The organism is Pseudarthrobacter sp. NPDC058196, from assembly GCF_042882685.1.
Taxonomy (GTDB): domain Bacteria; phylum Actinomycetota; class Actinomycetes; order Actinomycetales; family Micrococcaceae; genus Arthrobacter.
The window spans coordinates 1-18,516 of sequence record NZ_JBHVVN010000013.1 but is presented as its reverse complement, the minus strand read 5'-3'; the positions used below and the strand labels follow the sequence as shown (position 1 = coordinate 18,516).

Here is an 18,516-nt window from a genome sequence, read left to right as displayed (position 1 = left end):
CTATGACCACCACCGCCCAGTCCCCCGCCCCCACCGCCGGGCTGCCTGCCACCATGCGCGCCGCCGTTCTGAAGAGCCAGGCCGACATGGCCATGGAATCCCTCCCCCTCCCGCAGCCGGACGCGGACCAGGTCCTGGTGCAGGTCGCCGCCGTCGGCGTCTGCGGCAGCGACGTCCACTACTACGAGCACGGACGGATCGGCCCGTACGTGGTGGACCACCCGCTGATCCTTGGCCACGAGCTCTCCGGCCGGATCGCCGCCGTCGGAAGCGCCGTGGATCCGGCGCGCATCGGCAGCCGCGTCGCCGTCGAGCCCCAGCGGCCCTGCCGCACCTGCAAGCAGTGCAAGGCCGGCCGGTACAACCTGTGCCCGGACATCGAGTTCTACGCCACCCCGCCCGTGGACGGCGCGTTCGCCGAATACGTCACCATCCAGTCCGACTTCGCCTACGACATTCCGGACGGAGTCAGCGATGAGGCGGCCGCCTTGATTGAACCGCTGTCCGTGGGCCTGTGGGCCTGCGAGCGCGCGGAGATCCGGCCCGGCAGCCGGGTGCTGATCGCCGGTGCCGGCCCCATCGGCATCATCGCCGCCCAGGCCGCCCGGGCGTACGGCGCCACCGAAATCTACATCTCCGACATCGCCGAGGACCGGCTCGCCTTTGCCCTGGAACACGGGGCCACCCACGCTTTGAACGCGAAGACGGACAGCGTCGAGGGGCTCGAGGTCGACGCCTTTATCGATGCCTCCGGCGCCCCGCTGGCGGTCCGTTCCGGGATCAAGGCCGTGGCGCCGGCCGGCCGGGTGATCCTGGTGGGGCTCGGGGCCGACGACGTCGAGCTCCCCGTTTCCTATATCCAGAACCGGGAAATCTGGCTCTCCGGCGTGTTCCGCTACACCAACACCTGGCCTCTTGCCATCCAGCTGATCGCCGACGGGAAAGTCGACCTGGACATCCTGGTCACCGGAAAGTTCCCCCTGGCCGAATCCGAAGCGGCGCTCAAGGCCGGAAAGCAGCCCGGCCAGCTCAAGGCCGTGGTCTATCCGGGCCGCTGACCACAGCACCACATTCCACCCCACACCAGGCGCACAGACCAGCCCAGTTTTCGCAGCGGGACGCCGAAAATCCGCGCTCCCGCGGCCGTTTCCCCCTGAAAACCGGGTCAGTGTGACACGAAGGCGGCAGGCGGCAGCTGCGCGCCGGGCACGGCAAACCGGGGCACGGGCCACAACGTGCGTTAGCTTGGCAAGTAGTGACAGCAGCTATCGACCCCGGGCAGGCACGCATGGACGCGGACGTGATCATCATTGGCGGCGGGTTGGCCGGGCTGGTGGCCTGCAATGAGCTGGTCCGTGCGGGACACCGCGTGGCCATCGTGGACCAAGAGAACCAGGCCAACCTGGGCGGCCAGGCGTTCTGGTCGCTGGGCGGGCTTTTCCTGGTGGACACTCCCATGCAGCGGCGGCTGGGCGTGAAGGATTCGGTCGAGCTGGCGTGGCAGGACTGGCAGGGCTCGGCGCAGTGGGACCGGCTTTCCGGACCGCACCCGGAGGACGAGTGGGCCGCGCAGTGGGGCCGCGCCTACGTGGAGTTCGCCGCCGGCGACAAGCGATCCTGGTTGCAGGAGCAGGGCATCCGGTTCACGCCGCTGGTGGGCTGGGCCGAGCGCGGCGACGGCAGGGCCGGCGGCCACGGCAACTCGGTCCCCCGCTTCCACGTCCCGTGGGGCACCGGCACCGGGGTGTCCGAACCATTCGCGGACAAGGCGCGGGAGGCGGCCGCGGCAGGCAGCGTCAGGTTCTTCTTCCGGCACCGGGTGGACGGTTTAACGTACGACGACGGTGCGGTCACCGGGGTGCGGGGCGCCGTGCTGGCACCTGATGCGTCGCCGCGTGGAGTGTCCTCCAACCGGGACGTTGTTGGGGACTTTGAGCTGAGGGCGCAGGCCGTGGTGATCGCGTCGGGCGGGATCGGCGGCAACCATGAGCAGGTGCGGCGGTGGTGGCCGGACCGGCTGGGAACGCCGCCGCGCAGGATGGTCACCGGGGTGCCGCAGCACGTGGACGGGCGGATGCTGGACATTGCCGACGGCTCCGGGGTCCGGCTGGTGAACCGGGACCGGATGTGGCATTACACCGAGGGGATCCAGAACTGGAACCCCATCTGGCCGGACCACGCCATCCGGATCCTGCCGGGCCCCTCCTCGCTCTGGTTCGATGCGCTGGGCCGGCGGCTCCCCTCCCCCGGGCTGCCCGGCTACGACACCCTGGGCACCCTCCGCCTGCTGCGGACCACCCCGGACATCCAGCAGTACGACCATTCCTGGTTCATCGTCAACCAGCGGATCATCGAAAAGGAGTTCGCCCTTTCCGGTTCCGAACAGAACCCGGACATCACCAACCGGGACCTCAAGCTGCTGTTGAAGACCCGGCTGGGCCGCGGCGCGTCCGGCCCCATCGAGGCGTTCAAGGAGCACGGCGCGGACTTTGTGGTGGCAGACAACCTTCCACACCTGATCCGCGGCATGAACGCGCTCACCTCCGAGCCGCTGCTGGATGGTGCGCTGCTGCGGCGGCAGATCGAGGAGCGCGACGCCGAGATCCGTAATGCCTATTCCAAGGACGCCCAGGTGGCGGGCATCCGCAACAGCCGCCGCTACCTGGGTGACCGGCTCTTCCGGACAGTGAAGCCGCACCGGATCCTGGACCCGAAGGCGGGTCCCCTGATCGCGGTGCGGCTCCATGTTGTCACCCGGAAAACGCTCGGCGGCATCCAGACCAATTTGTCCGGACAAGCGCTCGGGCAGGATGGCTCCCCCATTCCCGGGCTGTACGCCGCCGGGGAGGCCGCCGGGTTCGGCGGCGGCGGCGCCCACGGCTACAACGCCCTTGAGGGCACCTTCCTGGGCGGCTGCATCTTCACCGGCAGGACCGTTGGGCGTTCCCTGGCCCGGGCGTTGTAGCCGCACACATCATTGCCGGCTTGCTAGGGTCGGCGTATGGCCATCCTCCCCCGTTCCATGGACGACGTGATTTCCGAGCCGCTGCGTGCCCAGTTCGAGTTCTTCCTGGACGAGCACAGGGCCGCGCTCGACGACTGCCTGGACGGCCTGAGCGAAGAGCAGGCCCGGCGCCGGCTGGTTCCGTCCCGCACCACGCTGCTGGGCCTGGTGAAGCACGCCACCTTCGTGGAGAAGGTCTGGTTCGACGAAGCCGTCACCGGCCGCCCGCGCAGCGAGATCGGCATCCCGGCCACCCCGGACGAATCGTTCATGCTAGACGACGCCGACACGGTCGCCTCCGTCCGGTCAGCCCACCGGGAGGCGTGTTCCGCCTCCCGGGCGGCCGCGGCCCGGCTGGGCCTGGACGATGTGGTCACCGGCAACCGGCGGGGCCCGCTTCCGCTGCGCTGGGTGTACCTGCACATGCTGCGTGAACTTGCCCAGCACTGCGGCCACGCGGACATCCTGCGCGAACAGGTCCTGGCGGTCCCGCCACGGCATTGACGCCGCAGCGGAACCGCCCTTGGACCTTTCGGCGGTCTGGTCAGGCTGCGCCGGCAGCGGCGGCCACTGCGCCGGCGGAGGAGTCTTCTGCTGCGCCCGCGAGCCGCAGCCAAGTGTCCACCACCGTGTCCGGGTTCAGGGAGACGGAGTTAACGCCTTCCTTCACCAGCCATTCAGCGAAGTCCGGGTGGTCGCTGGGGCCCTGGCCGCAGATGCCCACGTACTTGCCATGGGCCCGGCAAGCCTTAATAGCCATGCTGAGCAGTTTCTTTACGGCCGCGTCCCGCTCATCGAAACTGTTGGCCACGATGGCCGAGTCACGGTCCAGGCCCAGGGTCAGCTGGGTCATGTCGTTCGAGCCGATGGAGAAGCCGTCGAAGTACTCCAGGAAATCGTCGGCGAGCAGCGCGTTGGAGGGCAGTTCGCACATCATGATGACCTCAAGGCCGTTTTCGCCGCGGCGCAGGCCGTTCTCGGCGAGCAGGTCGATGACGCCGCGCGCCTCGTCCAGGGTCCGAACGAATGGGATCATCAGCTTGACGTTGGTCAGGCCCATCTCGTTGCGGACGAAGGACAGCGCCTCGCATTCAAGGTCGAAGCAGTCCCGGAAGGACGGTTCCAGGTAGCGGGACGCGCCGCGGAACCCGATCATCGGGTTCTCCTCGTGCGGTTCGTAGGCCGGGCCGCCGATCAGGTTGGCGTATTCGTTGGACTTGAAGTCGGACATGCGGACGATCACCGGTTCCGGCGCAAACGCGGCGGCGATGGTGGCCACGCCCTCGGCCAGGCGCTTGATGTAGTAGTCGCGGGGGCTGTCGTACGCGGCAATCCGCCCGCGGATCTCGGCGGCCACTTCCTCCGGCTGGCTGTCCAGGTTGAGCAGCGCCTTGGGGTGGATGCCGATCTGCCGGTTGATGATGAACTCCAGCCGGGCCAGGCCCACACCGTGGTTGGGCAGCTGCGCAAAAGTGAACGCCTGTTCCGGCGTGCCCACATTCATCATGACCTTCACCGGCGCCTCGGGCAGCTGGGTGACCCCGGTCTCCTCGACGCTGAAATCCAGCAGCCCTTCGTAGATAGTGCCGGTCTCGCCGTCGGCGCAGGACACGGTCACCTCCTGGCCGTCGGCCAGCGAGTCAGTGGCGTTGCCGGTGCCCACGACGGCGGGAATCCCCAGTTCGCGGGCGATGATGGCCGCGTGGCAGGTGCGCCCGCCGCGGTTGGTGACGATCGCGGAGGCACGCTTCATGATCGGTTCCCAGTCGGGGTCGGTCATGTCCGCCACCAGGACGTCGCCGGTCTGGAACGAGGCCATCTGGTCGATCGCGGTGAGGATCCGGACCTTTCCGGCGCCGATCCGCTGGCCGATGGCGCGGCCTTCCACCAGCACCGGGCCGGTCGCGTTCAGGCGGAACCGGCTCATGCTGCCCGGGGCCCGGCGGGACTGCACGGTTTCCGGGCGGGCCTGCAGGATGTACAGGCCACCGTCGATGCCGTCCTTGCCCCACTCAATGTCCATCGGGCGGCCGTAATGCTTCTCAATGGCGACGGCGTGGCGCGCAAGCTGCTCCACGTCGTCGTCCGTGAGGCTGAAGCGCGAGCGCTGGGACTCCTCCACCGGCACGAAGTCGATGGTGCGGCCGATCTCGCTGTTGGTGGTGTACGTCATCTGGAGGGCCTTCTCGCCCAGGCCCCGCTTGAGGATCGCCGGCCGGCCGGCTTCCAGGGCGGGCTTGTACACGTAGAACTCGTCAGGGTTCACGGCGCCCTGCACCACCGCTTCCCCCAGCCCGTAGGAGGAGGTGACGAACACTGCGTCCTGGAAGCCGGACTCGGTGTCCATGGTGAACATGACCCCGGAAGCGCCGACGTCGGAACGCACCATGCGCTGGATGCCCGCCGAGAGTGCCACTTCGGCATGCTCGAACTTGTGGTGCACGCGGTAGGCGATGGCGCGGTCGTTGTAGAGCGAGGCGAAGACGTCCTTGATGGCCTGCAGGATGTTCTCGATCCCGCGGACGTTGAGGAAGGTCTCCTGCTGCCCGGCGAATGAGGCATCGGGAAGGTCTTCTGCCGTGGCGCTGGAGCGCACCGCCCAGGAAAGGTCCTGGGAACCGGCATGCTTGTCCACCAGCTGCTGGTACGCCTCGCGGACCTGCGCCTCGAAATCCGCCAGGAACGGCGTGTCGCGGACCAGGGACCGGATCTCCTGGCCGGCCGCTGCCAGCGCCGTCACGTCATCGGTGTCCAGGCCAACGAGCCGGTCGGCGATCTTCTGGTCCAGGCCGGAATCGGCCAGGAACCGGCGGTAGGCGTCCGCCGTGGTGGCGAAGCCGTCCGGGACCTGGACGCCGGCGGACGTCAGGTTCTGCACCATCTCGCCCAGGGAGGCGTTCTTGCCGCCCACCTTGTCCAGGTCCTTGAGTCCGAGTTCGGAGAACCAAAGAACGTCTGTGGTCATGTTTGCTGCTCCTTTGCAGAGGTGGCGTTGCTGGCCGCCCACGGTAGTGCCGGCCGGAAGAAAAACCTTGTCAACAGTGGCAGGTCTGCCGCGCACTTTCCACATGATGTGCGCCACGCCACGTTTGTGAATTGCTTGCTAATGCTTGAGGTTCATCCGCTGCAGGATGGTGGCCGCCATCTCCTCCACGGACACGGTGGCCGAGTTCAGGTAAGGGATCCGGTGGGATACGTACAGCTGCTCGGCGCTGCGCAGCTCAAAGCCGCACTGCCGCAAGGAGGCGTAGGGCGAGCTGGGGCGCCGTTCGGTGCGGATCTGGCTCAGGCGCAGCGGGTTGGACGACAGGCCGAAACACTTGGACACGAAGGGCTGCAGCGGCTTTGGCAGGCCGTCCCGCTGGAAGTCCTCGTCGACGAGCGGAAAGTTCGCGGCGAAGATCCCGTGCTGGAGTGCCAGGTACATGGTGGTGGGGGTCTTGCCGCACCGGGACGGGGCCACCAGGATCACCTGCGCCTTTTCCAGGGCACGCAGGCTCTGGCCGTCGTCGTGCTCCATCGCGTACTCCACCGCCGCCATCCGGGACTGGTACCGCGCAGCGTTCCCCAGGCCGTGCGCCCTGCCGGGTTCGCCGCTGGCAGCCGCGCCGAGTGCCTGTTCCAGCACGCCCACGTGCGTGCCGATCAGGTCCACGATCACGCCCTTGCAACCGGCCAGGATCTGCCGGATTTCACTGCTGACCGCGGTGGAGAAGACCAGGGGCCGGGGCCCGGTGGCGGCCAGGCCGTCGATGGTGCGCACCACCGTCCGGGCCTGCTCAGCCGTGGTGATAAAGGGGATGGTGACACGGTCAAAGTCGGCCACCGGGAACTGGGTCAGCAACGTATTGCCCAACGTTTCCGCGGTGATGCCCGTACTGTCCGAGAGGAAGTAGACAGGGCGTAGAGCAGCAGTGGTCATGGCACGACTTTAGCGGCCACTGAGGTTCGGCACCGAAGTCTGCACTGGCGCGGGCTTGGCCGACGCTTTGGTTGCACGCAGGTCGGTTCGCCGGTCAGGCCGCTTTCACAGGCGACTTGCCTCCGCTGGACGCTGCCTGGTTCTCGCGGGCCAGGAATGCCGAGAGTTCACCGATGGTGCTCATGAGCGGGGCGGGGAAGACCACCGTGGTGTTCTTGTCGACGCCGATTTCCACCAGGGACTGCAGGTTGCGGAGCTGCAACGCCAGTGGGTGGGCCATCATGGTGTCGGAGGCGTCGCCGAGCGCAGTGGCTGCGATGGCCTCGCCTTCTGCGGCGATGATCTTCGCCCTCTTTTCGCGTTCGGCTTCAGCCTGGCGGGCCATGGCACGCTTCATGCTTTCGGGCAGTTGGATATCCTTCAACTCCACCAAGGTGACTTCCACACCCCACTCGACCGTGAGAACGTCGAGGATTTCGCGGATATCCACGTTGATCCGCTCGGTCTCGGACAAGGTCTGGTCCAAGGTGTGGCGGCCCACGACTTTCCGCAATGTGGTTTGGGCGATCTGGTCGATGGCCGCGGCCACGTTCTCGATCGCGATGACGGACTTTACGGCGTCCACCACCCGGTAATAGGCCACCGCGGAGACGTCGACGCTCACGTTGTCCTGGGTGATGATGCCTTGGGACTGGATGGGCATGGTCACGATCCGGAGGCTGACCAGCGGCAGCCGGTCGATGACAGGAATGATCAGCCGCAAGCCTGGGTCCCTGACACCGATGACCCTGCCAAGCCGGAACAGCACGCCCTTCTCGTATTGGCGCACGATCCGGATGGACATCTTCGCCACGATGAGCAGCAGGATGACGAGGACGATGACAATGATGCTGGTGGGGTCCATCAGGATCCCCTCCTGGTCTTTGGGCGGGACGTGCCGGCACCTGGCTGGCGCCGTGGCAGGTGTCCTGACTTCATTGTCCCACCAAAGGGGTCAGGGGGCTCGGGAGTGTTTACGCCCGCGGAAAGCGTCCGCTGGACCGTCGGCATCGGCGGTGGGAGCAGCCACGCGCGGCCGCCGCCGGACCGATAAAACCGGCGCATACTGGTCCTATGAACGTCACAAGTGCCGCCTGGTGGTTGCCTTGGCTGGCCCTCATCCCTTGCTTGGCCATCTGGGGGTACAGTCTGGTCGACTTCAGCCAGACAGACGAACGGGACATACGAACCTTCAGCAGGGACACCTGGCTGGTGTTCCTCGTCCTCGGAAGCGTGGTGGGCGGAGTTGCTTGGCTCGTGGCCGGGCGTCCCCGGCCGCCCGGACTTCGGCGTCGAACTTAAACCGCAGAAACGATGCTTCCGTACCCCTGCAGGAACATCCGACGGCCCTGGCCTTCATCCGTCCACACCCAGATGATCGAATAATCGGACGTCACGGCGTCCACGACTCCGGTGCCGGCCAGGGTTCCTTCGGCAAAACTGACCCGGTCCCCCACCGCAAGCCTGGGGTGCCTGGTCCGCTTCCGCCGGGGCTTGAGGGTGGGGGTTTCCCCTGCCACTGCAGGGTCTGACAGGCAGGTGCTGACGTGCTGGCGCATCGGTTTCCTCCGGGCTCGCGGGCGGACAGTCAGCTCATTACAACCCTGCCCGCTGCTCCCAGGTCACGCACGCCGGCGTGGTGCAGCAAGACTAGCGTGCCGTGGCACAGCATGCATGGTCCAGGGCCTACGGACGGAGTGTGACTGGCCCGCCGGTGACCGGCCGGCCCCTGAAGCGGCTGAAGCCGCTCCTACCCGTGCAGCCTCAGCCCAGCGCAGCCACGGATCCCAACGCGTCCCAAGCGAAGCTGGCCAGCCAGTGCGTGGACATGAAGTCGCCGCTCTCCAGCCCGGAGAGCCCGGCCTTCAACAGCGGATCGAGTGCCTCGCTGAGGACGGCCGCCGCGGCGGAGGCCTCGGGCGTGGAGGATTCGCGCAGCGTGGCGATGATCCGAGCCACCTGGCCGGCCCGGGTCAGGTTCAGTCCGTGCAGGTGCACCAGGTAGCCGTCGGTCTCATCCGTCACGCTCACCGGCTGCAGGATCCTCGACGCCGGGGAGAGCTCGGGGAGGAACGCTCCGAACCAGTCGGCGAACTGGTCGGCCCCAAGGACGCGGCGCATCAGGTCCGCCTCGCTGAGGCCGGCGGAGAGGAAGTCCTGGCCGCTGAGCTCCCAGTCCCCCGGCCAGCCACGGTCATTCGCGAACCAGCCGCGCGCCGCTTCCTCGCACGCCTTGGCAGCATCGGCCCGGCCGAGCGACCGGAAGGCGTCGAGCATGTAGCCCACGCCGAATGCCGCATTGGTATGCAGTCCGTGCCGGACAGGGTATTGCGCCTTGGCCATCCACGCCACGCTGAGCTCCGCCACCGCATCCACCAGCGGTTCCAGGGCGGCGCCCCATTCCCGGATCTCTGCATCAGAGGACGCGGAACAGGTGGCCGCAAGCCGCATCAGCCACGCCCAGCCATACGGACGTTCCCAGGACGGGTTGGCCAGCAGGTAGTCCCGTTCCACCGCCAGCTTGGCCGGGGTCAGGTTGGTGCCCAGGGCTTCCCGCAGCGACGCGGCAGTGGGGCTGTCCACCCAAGCCGGCGTCCCGCCGTCGGACGCCCCCTCCTGAGCAGCCCCGGCAGAAGGCGACCCGGAGGCAGCCCCCAGCAGGCTGGCCCCGAGCCAGTGCATGTGGACGCAGGAGTGCCAGTCGAAGGAGGTGTAGAACGCAGGGTGGATCTGCTCCGGTGTGGGACGGTCGTCGGCGGACACTTGGGTGTGGTGTGCCGAGTGCGGGTAGGGCTCCGAAAGGTTGCCCAGCACCACGGCGGCGTAGTCCGGGGCCGCCTGTACGCGAAGATCGTTGTCCATCATGTTCCTTTGAAAGCCGGGGTGAGCGAAGGTTTAGTGGAAGGCCAGGAAGTACATCAGCACGATGTTGACTGCCAGCAGCGGAATGGCCGTGCCCACCTGTGCCGTGATGACGCCGTACTTGTTCTTCATTTCCAGCAGCGCGGACGGCACCAGGTTGAAGTTGGCTGCCATGGGAGTGCAGAGCGTCCCGCAGAAGCCGGCGAGCATGCCGATCGCGAAGATGATGGCTGGGTCACCGTGGAAGGTCTGCACCAGGACGGGCCAGCCGATGGCGGCGGTCATGATCGGGAAGGCGGCGAAGCCGTTGCCCATCAGCACGGTGAAGAGGAACATGCCGATGCAGTACACCAGCACGCCCGCGATCAGCGAGCCCTTGGGCAGCAGCCCGGACGCCAGGGTGCCCACCGCGGTACCGACGCCGGCCTTGGTGAAGAGGATGCCCAGCGTGGTGAGCATCTGCGGCAGCAGCGCGGCCCAGCCGATGGATTCGAGGATCCGGCGGCTTTCGAAGAGGGGCGTGGCGGGGTTCTTGGGCTTAAGGATCACAAGCGCGACGACGACGGCGGCTACGGCGCCGATGGCCAGCGCTACCAGGGTGGTGTTCTTGGGATCCAGCAGCGGGGTGCCTCCGATCACCAGCACGGGAGCTGCCAACACCAGGATGACGGTGACCAGGGGCAGCGTCAGGGCGGGGATAAAGAGCTTGTTGCCGAAGCGTTTGGCGTAGGCCTCGCGCTCGGGCCCGGTGGAGGTGCGGTGCTTGCCGTGGCCCAGCAGGCCGGTGGATGCCAGGACCACCAGGGCCAGGACGGCGACGCCCAGGATCCAGGCGGGTGCTGTTCCTGCCTGGACCCAGGTGCTGTAGAAGAAGCACAGGCCCAGCAGGCCCCAGAAGGCCGAGCTGCCCCAGCGGCGGGGGTGGTTGGTGTCGGCGGCGATCAGCGATGCCCACGCGACGAACAGAATGCCCACCAGCCAGTAAACGGCTTCAACGTTGATCATTTGGCTTCTCCTGCGGTTTCCTTCTCGGCGGTGAGCTCGAACTGGCGGTATTCCTTGTCCAGTTGCTTGTCCAGGCGCAGCAGCCTGAAGCCGTGGATGAGGAAGGCGGCGATGGCGGTGGGGATGGCCCAGAGCGCCAGCTGGAGCGGTTCCAGGTGCAGGTGGTAGGTGGTGTCCACGAACGTGGTGATCAGCAGGATGGAGCCGACCGCCACGAACACGTCCTCGCCGAAGAACACACCAACGTTGTCGGCGCCGGCGGCGTGGCCCTTGATCTTCTCGCTGATCTTTTCCGGCACGTGGCCGTAGCGGCGCAGCGCTGCGCCTTCAGCCATCGGGAACACCAGCGGGCGGACGGTCTGTGCGTGGCCGCCGATGCTGGTCAGGCCCACGGCGGCGGTGATCTGGCGGACGGCCAGGTAGCCGATCAGGACGCGCCCTGCGGTCAGTTTGGCGAGCCGGCCGATGAGGGTTTTGGCCTGCTCCTGCAGCCCGAAGAACTCGATAATGCCCACCACCGGCAGGACCGCCACGAAGATGGTGACCGAGCGGCTGCTGGCGAAGCCGGTGCCGAACGAATCGAGGATCTGCGCGGGGTTCATGCCGCCCAGCAGCGCGGTGACGATGCCCGCGACGGTGACGACAATCAGGGGGTTCAGGCGGATGGCGAAGCCAACGATCACCAGCAGCACCCCGATGAGTACAAGCATGATTATCCCTTCCCAGGGGACCCGTGACGGGTCTGCGAAAGTGGGGGCCGGCGCGTCCGTGCCCAGGTTTAGTCGGTGGGGCGGCGCCGAGGGGCGGGAGCCCCGGTCACGTCAGGGCTGCAGGATTGTGTGTGCTGCAGGACAACGGTGTGATCCACAGCATAGCGTTTTGTTCAACAATCCCGCAACCCCTCCTGCGGAAGGGATCAGGTCAACGGCCGACGGCGGCGAGCAGTTGCGCTTCGGCGCGCTCCAGGTAATCGGCCAGGAAGTCCGCTGCCGCGGCCAATTTCCCGGCCTCCAGGAGCTCCACGATCTTCGCGTTGTCCTCCACGTACGGTTCGTGGAAGGCGGGATTGGCGGCCATGGAGTGGAATACCAGCCGCATTTCGGCCAGCACCTGGTCCATGAGGCTGTTCAGGCGTTCGCTGCCGGCGCGGTCCACAATGGCACGGTGGAAGTCCTGGTTGGCGCCGGCCATGCCCGGGATGTCGCCGTCACCGGCGGCCGCCCTGGCCGCCTTGACGATGGCTGCCAGGGGCTCCGTGGAGACCGCGCCGGACCACAGCACCGCCGAGGGCTCCAGGAAGCGGCGGACACGGTAGATCTCGCGGATATCCTCCGCCGTGGGGTGCGCGACGAACACGCCGCGGTTGGGAATACGGGTGACGATGTGTTCCGAGTGCAGGGCCGCGAACGCCTCCCGCAGGGTATTCCGGGACACGCCGAGGGCCTCGCGGAGGGCTTCCTCGGCGAGCTTGGAGCCAGGCTTGAGCTGGCCGGCCTCAATGCGGCTGCGAAGCTGCGCGGCCACCCATAGTCCGGTTTCGGCGTGCTTTGTGGTCCTGGCCTGGGCTTGGAGATCGGCCAGCACCTCGTCAAACGTCATGGCACCACGATATCGGGCCGGACACGCACATTTCCGCGCGGCCGACCGCCTAACCGATGGTGGTGAGGACCTGTCCGGGGCCGACGGCGTCTCCGGCCGCCGCGTACAGCTCCCCGACCGTACCGGCACGGTGGGCGGCCACGGCCGTTTCCATCTTCATGGCTTCGAGCACCAGCACCGCCTCGCCTTCCTCGACGATCGTCCCGGGCTCAGCCAGCCACTTGACCACGGTGCCGGCCATGGTGGCCAGCAGGTCGCCGTCGTTCTTCCCCGCCGGAGCAGCCGCGCTCCCCTCCGGCGCATCGGAACGGCCGCGGCCCCCGCCGTCGAGCAAAGAATCCAGCAGCACCGCGGGTAGTCCAAGCTCCATCCGCTTGCCGTCCACTTCGATCCCGATGGTCCGGCGCGGTTCCTCGGGTGCGGCGGGGCTGAACGCGGGGTCCGCTTCCAGCTCGGCGGCGAATTCGCTTTCGATCCAGGTGGTGTAAACGCCCAGGGAATCGGTGCCGGTGAAGTCTGCAGACTCCACGACGGCGCGGTGGAACGGCAGGACGGTGGCCAACCCCCCAACGCGGAATTCGCGCAGCGCGCGGCGGGCGCGGCGGAGGGCCTGTTGCCGGTCCGCGCCGGTGACCACCAGCTTGGCGAGCAGCGAATCGAACTGTCCCGGCACAGTTGACCCGGCCCGCACACCGGTATCCAGCCGGATTCCCGGCCCGGTGGGCACCTCGAACGAGTCCACGGTACCCGGGGACGGCAGGAACCCGCGGCCCGGGTCCTCGGCGTTGATCCGGAACTCAAACGCGTGGCCGCGCGGCTCCGGGTCCTCCAGGACCGGGAGCGCCTCCCCCGCCGCGATGGACAGTTGGGCGGCCACCAGGTCCACGCCGGAGGTTTCCTCCGTGATGGGGTGCTCCACCTGGAGCCGGGTATTGACCTCCAGGAAGCTCAGGAAGCCGGAGCCGTCCAGCAGGTACTCCACGGTGCCGGCGCCCACGTATCCTGCCTCCCGGCAGATGGCCTTGGCTGAGGCATGGATGGCGGCCCGCTGGTCCGGCGTGAGGAACGGCGCCGGGGCCTCCTCCACAAGTTTCTGGTGCCGGCGCTGCAGCGAGCAGTCGCGGGTGCCCACCACCACCACGTTGCCGTGCGTGTCCGCGATGACCTGGGCCTCCACGTGCCGGGGGCGGTCCAGGAATTTCTCAACGTAGCACTCGCTGCGGCCGAAGGCTGCAAGGGATTCGCGTACCGCAGAGTCGAAGCTTTCCTCGATGTCGGCAACGTTCCGGACCACTTTCAGGCCGCGTCCGCCGCCGCCGAAAGCCGCCTTGATGGCCACGGGAAGGCCCACCTGTTCGGCGAACGCTCGGACTTCGGCGGCGCTGGCCACCGGTCCGTCGCTCCCGGGTGCCAGCGGGGCACCGGCGCGGACGGCAACCTCGCGGGCGCTGACCTTGTCGCCGAGGAGCCGGATGGTGTCCGGCGAGGGCCCGATCCAGGTCAGCCCGGCGTCGATGACGGCCTGGGCGAAGCCGGCGTTCTCGGACAGGAAGCCGTACCCCGGGTGGACGGCGTCGGCACCGCTTTTGGCGGCGATCGCCAGGATCTTTTCAATGTCCAGGTAGGTTTCCTGCGGCCGGGACCCGGCCAGCGAGTAGGCCTCGGTGGCGGCTGAAACGTGCAGCGCATCGGCATCCGGGTCGGCGTAGACGGCAACGCTTTCCAGGCCTGCATCGTCGCAGGCCCGGGCGATCCGGACGGCAATTTCGCCGCGGTTGGCAATGAGGACTTTACGCATGGAAGCTTTCCTTCGATATTTCGGGCTGTTCTGCCGGGGGCGCTGCGGTGAACCGCACGGTGGCACCCGGCGGAAGTTGGGCGGCTTTGTCCAGGTCAGCGTGGACGACGACGGCAATCACCGGGTAACCGCCGGTCACCGGATGATCGGAGAGGAAGAGGACCGGCTTGCCTTCCGGTGGCACCTGCACGGCGCCGCGGACAGTGCCTTCACTGGCCAGTTCGCCGTCCCTGCTGCGGGTCAGTGCTTGTCCGTCCAGGCGCAGGCCGATCCGGTTGGACTTGGGAGTAACGGTCCACTCCTGGGACAGGAAGGTTTGCAGCGTGTCGGCGTTGAACCAGTCCTGCCGCGGCCCGGGAACCACCCGGAGCACTGTGGCGTGGCCTTGGTCCGGGAGGGGGGAAATTTCGGGGTTGCCCACGACGCTGCCCGGCGCAGGGACGCCCACGGGCAGGATGGTTCCGGCCTGAAGGGGGTCGGGGCCCAGTCCGGACATGGTGTCGGTGGATCGGCTGCCCAGTGCGGCCGGGCCGGCGACCCCGCCACGGACGCCCAGGTAGGAGCGGAGCCCTGCCGTGGGCGCGCCCACGGTGAGCCGCTCCCCCGCCAGCAGCGCGAAGGGGGCGTCGCACGCAGGGTGCCGCACCGCCGTCGTCCTTTGTGCATCGTCCGACGGCGTCACCTCCAGGGGCGCGCATGCCCCGGTGAGGGCCAGGACCTGGTCGGTCAGGGCTTCAAGTTCCAGGCCGCCGAAGAGGACTTCGATTCCCGCGGCGTCCTCCGGGTTACCCACCAGGCGGTTGGCGCGGCGCAGGGCTCCCCGGTCCATGGCGCCGGAGCTGCTGACACCCAGGGATGCGTAGCCCGGCCGTCCAAGGTCCTGGATGGTGGCCTGCAGGCCAGGCTTGCGCACGGCCAGGCCCGCGGTGGCATGTTCCTCATGGGGCGACTGGCTGGCAGCTGTTTCGGTGGCTTCCTGGCGCAGAATCGTGGTTTGGGCCCGGACGGCGGCGAAACGGACGGTATCGCCGGGGCGGATGAGGGCCGGGTTCTCCCGTTCGAGGTTCCACATGGCGGCTTCGGTCCGGCCGATCAGCTGCCAGCCGCCCGGTGATTGCCGTGGATAGATTGCCGAGTAGGGTCCACCCAGGGCCACCGCCCCGGCGGGTACGGCTGTGCGCGGGGAACGCCGGCGTGGCACGTCAAGGGTGGAGTTCTCGCCGGTGAGGTAGGCGAAGCCCGGGGCGAATCCGGCGAAGGCAGCGGTCCACAGCTGGTCTGTGTGGGCTGCCACGACGCCGTCGCGGCCAAGGCCGGTGAGCGCCGCGGCCTCGTCCAGGTCCTCGCCGTCGTACACCACCTCAATGGTGACCAGCGTGCTGTCAGCCTCCGCGGGCGCCTCAAGGTCCAGGCTGCGAACGTGCGCGGCCAGCGCCTGCAGGGCCTGCGGCGAATCTGCGGTGATCAGCACGGTCCCGGCGGCGGCGATGACGTCGATCTGGCCCGGCCGGGGGTGTGCCGCAAGTTGTGCCTGGAGGCTGAGCACCGCATCCAGGGAGGAGAGCTCAACCAGGATTGCCCGGTCTCCGGCGGGCCTGACCGCGGTAAGGACGGCCGCAGTTGCCGGCCGCTGTTGTGTGGCAGCCATGGCTAGGCGAAGCTCTGGATGGTGATGCCGGCGTTAGCCAGGGCGGCGCGGACGGCGGCGGCCATTGCCACGGCGCCGGCCGTGTCGCCGTGCAGACAGATGCTTTCCGCTTTCACCTGCACCAGTGATCCGTCCACAGCGCGGACCACGCCATCGGTGGCCAGGCGCAGGACGTGCTCGACGACGTCCTTCACCTCGTGCAGCACGGCTCCGGGTTCGCGCCGGGACACCAGGGTGCCGTCCGGGTTGTAGGCACGGTCGGCGAAGGCCTCCGGGACCGTGCGCAGCCCGGCGGCGTCGGCTTGGCGCTGGATCTCGGAGTTCGGCAGGACCATGAGGGGAAGGGTGGGGTCCACGGCAAGGATGGCGGCCACCACGGCGCCGGCCTGCCGGGGGTGGTTGACGATGGTGTTGTAGAGCGCACCGTGCGGTTTGACGTAACGCACTGCGGTTCCGGCGGCGAGGGCAACGGCCTGGACGGCTCCGATCTGGTAGACCACGTCAGCGGTCAGTTCCGCCGGGGTCATGTCCACGAACCGGCGGCCGAAGCCGGCCAGGTCCCGGTAGCCGGGGTGGGCGCCCACGGTGACACCGGCTTTCGCGGCGGCCAGGCACGTGGCCATGATGCCCACGGGATCCCCTGCGTGGAAGCCGCAGGCCACGTTGGCGCTGGAAACACTCTCGAAAATGGCGGCGTCATCGCCGAAGGACCAGTTTCCAAACGATTCGCCGACGTCGCTGTTCAAGTCGATGCTGGGCATGTGATCTCCGTCTCGGATTGGTGGTACTCCAAGAATGCCCTATTAATCAGGATTGTTCAACAATCCTGACTATCAACGTCGCCGTGACTGGCCTCAGGCCTTGGGGGCAAGGATTATCTGCACGGCCTCAATCCGCTTGCCCATACCCGTAGTTCCCGCCGTTCCCCCATCAGCCACCCAAGACTGCCAACCCAGATCCTGCACGTGGGCGCGGTAATAGACGCTGTAATGGTTTGCCAGCTCACCGGTCAGCCTGATTTCGAAGGCCTCCAAACGCAGCCCCAGCCCCACCGTGCCGATGGGATTGGCCGAGGAGGTCCAGGGCTGCCAGCCAACGTCCTGCACATGACCCCGCCACAGGATGTCCCCGCTATAGGACGTGCTGGCCACGTGGAGGCGTAGCGCCTCGACTCGAAGGGCCCGGCCCGTGGTCCCGGCGACGGTGCCATCAGAGACGTTCGCCATCCAGCCGATGTCCTGAACGTGGGCGGCGTACACAGCAGTGAATGCCGGCGCCACCTTCGGAACCAACTCGATCGTCACCGCCTCCACCCGCAGGCCTTGCCCGACAGTGCCGGACGTGGCTCCGTCAAGCACATACGGCTGCCAGCCGACATTCTGCACATGGGCGCGGTACCTGATGCTGTACTTCGACGCCAGATCCCCGGTCAACCGCAGCTCAAACGCCTCCAGGCGCAGGCCGAGACCGGTGGTTCCAATCGGGGACGCCGACGTCGTCCAGGGCTGCCAGCCAATGTCTTGCACATGCCCCCTCCAGAGAATGTCGCCCGCGAGGCGGTCTCCTGCCACCGACAGGCGCAACGACTCCAGCGGCAGCGACCGGCCGGTAGTGCCCGCGATGGCACCGTCGGCGACGCTCGGCTGCCAGCCGATCGTTGCGACGTGGGCCTGGTAAACCCCAATACACGTCATGTCGTAGTCGTAAGTGCCGTCGGTCCACTGGGTGATGTGGACAGTGCCGCCGGAGAAGCTCGGATTCACACACAGGTCGGATGCTTCACTGGCAAAGTCGAGGCGGCCTGCCGGTGACCAGACGGGCACGTCGGCGAGCTGCCACGACCCGGTAATGGCTTCCCAGGCACTCGCGTAGGAGTAGATCCCGTGCGGGTAACCGGCGTCTGCCAGTGCCGCCAGGAGCCCGGAGACGACGTACCGGTTCTCCTGCCGCTCAGCGGCTGAAGAACTCGGCCAGGGCTGTTGCGGGCGGGGCTCTACGTCGACCCAAATTCTCTCCGGCCGCCAGCCCACCTTGTCCAGAGACGCGATTGCTGCACGCCCCTCGGCGTATCCGACGTTACGCAGCCGGTCCGGCCGGGTGCTGGTGGAATAGGGGCCGTCGCCGCTGTAAGCCTCGTACTGCGCACCGGTGGGGAACGTCGCCATGGCATACGCCTGAGCCCTGACCCCATGGTCGAGCACCCACTGAAACTGGCCGGCCAAGCAGGGGTTTTCGGTGAAGGCGAGTCCGCGCGTCAGACCGACGACTACAAAGCCGGTGTCTACGGGCGGCATCGGAAGGCCGCCCGGACACTGTGGCCAGGAAATGTCATGTCCGTAGTCGACTGCCCGGGCGGGTGGAGCGAACAGCACCCCGATCGCGAGCACGAGTACAACCGCCAGGAGCCTGGGCACCGATGCCCGGGAGCGGCGGCCAGGTTGGAGAACTCCCAGGCCGGCCATAATGGCCCCCCCTATTCGAAGGATGACCAAATTGTCCCACCCGGCCACTGTCGCCGCCAGCCTCGTTGGTGGGCCGGTGTTGTTAAATGTGGGAGGCCCCAACCGTGTGGTTGGGGCCTCGACCAATGTGTGTCCGGCGGTGTCCTACTCTCCCACACCCTCCCGGGTGCAGTACCA

15 protein-coding genes are annotated in these 18,516 nt (G+C 67.7%); 3 read left to right on the top strand and 12 right to left on the bottom strand.

Annotated features, from left to right (window positions below; all coding sequences use genetic code 11):
- The first annotated feature begins 2 nt into the window (after nt 1-2).
- From ACFVVC_RS18135 to ACFVVC_RS18125, 3 genes are all read left to right on the top strand, one after another.
- Complete coding sequence (locus ACFVVC_RS18135; RefSeq protein ID WP_387456347.1) at nt 3-1,058, top strand: NAD(P)-dependent alcohol dehydrogenase; 1,056 nt, start codon at nt 3-5, stop codon at nt 1,056-1,058.
- Between the two features lie 230 nt (nt 1,059-1,288).
- Nucleotides 1,289-2,965, top strand: a complete 1,677-nt coding sequence (locus ACFVVC_RS18130) for an FAD-binding dehydrogenase (RefSeq protein ID WP_387456603.1) — start codon at nt 1,289-1,291, stop codon at nt 2,963-2,965.
- Nucleotides 2,966-3,001: 36 nt separating this feature from the next.
- The gene (locus ACFVVC_RS18125) at nt 3,002-3,508 is read left to right on the top strand and encodes a DinB family protein (protein ID WP_387456344.1); all 507 of its coding nucleotides are present in this window, start codon (nt 3,002-3,004) and stop codon (nt 3,506-3,508) included.
- 40 nt (nt 3,509-3,548) lie between these two features.
- Here the strand turns inward: ACFVVC_RS18125 and ppsA are convergent, their stop codons facing one another.
- From ppsA to ACFVVC_RS18065, 12 genes are all read right to left on the bottom strand, one after another.
- A complete protein-coding gene (ppsA, locus tag ACFVVC_RS18120) occupies nt 3,549-5,969 on the bottom strand; it encodes a phosphoenolpyruvate synthase (protein ID WP_387456341.1) in 2,421 nt (806 codons plus the stop codon).
- A gap of 138 nt (nt 5,970-6,107) precedes the next feature.
- The gene (locus ACFVVC_RS18115; RefSeq protein ID WP_387456338.1) at nt 6,108-6,926 is read right to left on the bottom strand and encodes a pyruvate, water dikinase regulatory protein; all 819 of its coding nucleotides are present in this window, start codon (nt 6,924-6,926) and stop codon (nt 6,108-6,110) included.
- A 94-nt stretch (nt 6,927-7,020) separates the two neighbouring features.
- Complete coding sequence (locus ACFVVC_RS18110; protein ID WP_387456335.1) at nt 7,021-7,830, bottom strand: slipin family protein; 810 nt, start codon at nt 7,828-7,830, stop codon at nt 7,021-7,023.
- Nucleotides 7,831-8,263: 433 nt separating this feature from the next.
- Nucleotides 8,264-8,524 (bottom strand): hypothetical protein, encoded by a 261-nt coding sequence (locus ACFVVC_RS18105; protein WP_387456332.1) that lies wholly within the window; start codon nt 8,522-8,524, stop codon nt 8,264-8,266.
- 205 nt (nt 8,525-8,729) lie between these two features.
- Entirely contained in the window at nt 8,730-9,827 is a 1,098-nt protein-coding gene (locus tag ACFVVC_RS18100) for a DUF2891 family protein (RefSeq protein ID WP_387456329.1), read from the bottom strand.
- 33 nt (nt 9,828-9,860) lie between these two features.
- On the bottom strand, nt 9,861-10,832 hold the full coding sequence (locus ACFVVC_RS18095) for a DUF979 domain-containing protein (protein ID WP_387456326.1): 972 nt from the start codon (nt 10,830-10,832) through the stop codon (nt 9,861-9,863).
- Nucleotides 10,829-11,542, bottom strand: coding sequence for a DUF969 domain-containing protein (locus ACFVVC_RS18090; protein WP_387456324.1), 714 nt, complete (start codon nt 11,540-11,542; stop codon nt 10,829-10,831). Before ACFVVC_RS18090 ends, ACFVVC_RS18095 begins: the two co-directional genes overlap by 4 nt.
- Nucleotides 11,543-11,753: 211 nt before the next feature.
- Entirely contained in the window at nt 11,754-12,431 is a 678-nt protein-coding gene (locus tag ACFVVC_RS18085; RefSeq protein ID WP_387456321.1) for a GntR family transcriptional regulator, read from the bottom strand.
- 49 nt (nt 12,432-12,480) lie between these two features.
- On the bottom strand, nt 12,481-14,229 hold the full coding sequence (locus ACFVVC_RS18080) for an acetyl/propionyl/methylcrotonyl-CoA carboxylase subunit alpha (RefSeq protein ID WP_387456318.1): 1,749 nt from the start codon (nt 14,227-14,229) through the stop codon (nt 12,481-12,483).
- The gene (locus ACFVVC_RS18075) at nt 14,222-15,877 is read right to left on the bottom strand and encodes a 5-oxoprolinase/urea amidolyase family protein (RefSeq protein ID WP_387456316.1); all 1,656 of its coding nucleotides are present in this window, start codon (nt 15,875-15,877) and stop codon (nt 14,222-14,224) included. The genes ACFVVC_RS18080 and ACFVVC_RS18075 overlap by 8 nt, the downstream gene beginning before the upstream one ends.
- 2 nt (nt 15,878-15,879) lie before the next feature.
- Nucleotides 15,880-16,638: a LamB/YcsF family protein gene (locus tag ACFVVC_RS18070; protein WP_387456313.1), complete on the bottom strand. Its 759-nt coding sequence runs from the start codon at nt 16,636-16,638 to the stop codon at nt 15,880-15,882.
- 93 nt (nt 16,639-16,731) lie between these two features.
- Nucleotides 16,732-18,042 (bottom strand): hypothetical protein, encoded by a 1,311-nt coding sequence (locus tag ACFVVC_RS18065; RefSeq protein ID WP_387456310.1) that lies wholly within the window; start codon nt 18,040-18,042, stop codon nt 16,732-16,734.
- Between the last annotated feature and the right edge of the window lie 474 nt (nt 18,043-18,516).